General features: G+C 76.2%; 1 protein-coding gene. It reads left to right on the plus strand.

The genetic code is table 11. The features are described from left to right. The first annotated feature begins 168 nt into the window (after positions 1 to 168). Positions 169 to 2145, plus strand: a complete 1977-nt coding sequence (locus tag ACFWDO_RS21345) for a heme peroxidase family protein (protein ID WP_380327104.1) — start codon at positions 169 to 171, stop codon at positions 2143 to 2145. Positions 2146 to 2315: the final 170 nt, after the last annotated feature.

A 2315-nucleotide genomic window follows, 5' to 3' on the forward strand; every position in this document is an offset into this window, starting at 1 on the left:
TATACTCCCCCCCCCGGGGCGCCGGCGGGGCGGGGCCCCCCCCCCCCCTCACCCCGGGGGGGCCCCCCCCGCCCCCGCGCGCGGCCCCGGCCCCCCCCCCGGGGGGCCCCGGGACGCGCCCCGCGCCGGGCTGCTCCCGGCGCTCGCGCCTTCGAGAGGGGCAGAGCCATGACGGCTCAGCAGACCATCGCGCTCGACGCGCCCGAGCCCGGGCGTGACATCCACTCCGACCCCGTCGGCCGGACGGTGCGCAGCGTGCGGCACGGCGGCCAGGTCCGGCCGCGCCCCGGGTCGCACCCGCGGCCCGGCACCGACCCGGGGTCGTCACCGGCGCCCTTGCTCACCGAGACGGAGCTCGCCGTCCTGCGCGATCTCGTCGAGGACAGGTTCGAGGCGACGACGTCGTTCGACTACCTCTTCCGCGACCTGCGCGGGCGGTTCCCGGCGGCGCACCTGCCGGTCACCGGCCGCGGCGCCCCGCCCCAGGGGCCGATCTCCAACCGGACCGTCACCGCCGTCGTCGCGTCCCTGAAGAAGCTGGGCGCCGCGATGGTCGAGCCGGCCGGGCCGCCGAACCCGGCGCTCGACTCCACGATCCCCGCGGTCTACACGTACTGGGGTCAGTTCATCGACCACGACATCACTCTCAACACCAACGGGCCGGACGGGCCGCCGGAGCCGGGGGAGCCGCCGCGGCCGGGCGACCTCGTGCTCGGGGACATCGTGTCCGACCCGTTCTCGGCGTTCCCGCCGGAGGTCGTGGTGCGCAGCCTGCACAACGGGCGACACCCGTTCCTCAACCTCGACAGCCTCTACGGCAGCGGGCCGCGCTTCCCCGGGGAGCCGGGCCGCGGGACCACCCGCAGCGAGGCCGCCTACGCCACGACCGACCCGGCCAAGCTCGCGCTCGGCCGGGTGGCGACGACGGCGGTCCCCGGCTTCGAGCTCGTGGCGCCCGGCGACGACCCGCAGCGCGACCTGCCGCGGTTCTCCGCCGCCGAGGTCGCGGGGATGTCGGCGGACGTGGCGGACCGCCCGGCACCCGGGTCGGCGAAGATCCCCGAGGGGCGCAACGACGAGAACCTCGTCGTGGCCCAGCTCCAGGTGGGGTTCATCCGCTTCCACAACGCCGTCGTCGACTGGGTCCGGGCCACCGAGCCCTGGCTCACGGTGGACGACCGTGCGGTGTTCGACCGCGCGCAGCGGCTCACCCAGCACCACTACCAGTGGCTCGTCGTGCACGACTACCTGCGCACCCTCACCAAGCCGGGCGTGCTCGACGAGGTCCTCGTGGAGCCTTCCCTGCTGTTCCGGCCGCGGCGCCCGGTCGCGATGCCGCTGGAGTTCGCCGTCGCGGCGTTCCGGTTCGGGCACTCGATGGTGCGCGGCGGCTACGACTTCAACCTCAACTTCGGCAAGGTCGTGCCGCCGGCGGCGGCGCCCCGCGCGGCGTTCGCGAGCCTCGAGCAGCTCTTCGAGTTCACCGGGGGCGGCGGCCTCGTCCCGACGGGCGCGCCCCGCGGCGACGTCCTGCCGTCCAACTGGCCGATCGACTGGTCCCGGTTCGTCGACAAGGGCGACCCCGACCGCCGCCGGTCCGCGGCGAAGATCGACCCGTTCCTCGCGGCGGGGCTCGCGACGATGCGCAACGAGGGCAACGACGCAGGCCTGGCTCCCCGGGTCAGCGCGCTGCTCAAGCAGCTCGCGCAGCGCAACCTGCTGCGCGGGTACTGGCTGTCGCTGCCCACGGGGGAGGCGGTGGCCCGTGCGCTGCACGTGCCCGCGCTGACGCCCGAGCAGCTCACCCGCGGCGCCGCGCAGGAGGTCAAGGACGCGCTGGCGGAGCTCGACGGCACGCCCCTGTGGTACTACGTGCTCAAGGAGGCCGAGATCCAGGGGAACGGCAACTTCCTCGGGGACGTCGGCAGCCGGATCCTGTGCGAGACGTTCGTCTACCTGCTCACGGCGGACGCCGACTCGTTCCTCAACGAGGGCTGGACCCCCGCGCAGGGGGTGCGGGCCGACGGCGGGAAGATGATCACGACCCTCCCCGACCTGCTCCGGTTCGCGGGTGTCCTCACCCTCGACGACGGCACGACGTTCCGGCAGGTCGACGGCCGGCCGGCGGGGCACGACGGGGACTGACCGCCCGTCGGGATCGAGAGGCTCGTCGAGAGATGTGTCGTGGCCCACGTCGCGGGGGCCGCCCGGCCCCCCCCGGCGGGGCCCGGGGGGGGGTGGGGGGGGGGGCGGGGGGCCGCCCCGGCCCCGCCCCCCCCCCGGACCGGGCCCCCGCCCCCCCCCCCACCCCCCCC

It is taken from the genome of Isoptericola sp. NPDC060185, assembly GCF_042728595.1.
Taxonomy (GTDB): domain Bacteria; phylum Actinomycetota; class Actinomycetes; order Actinomycetales; family Cellulomonadaceae; genus Isoptericola.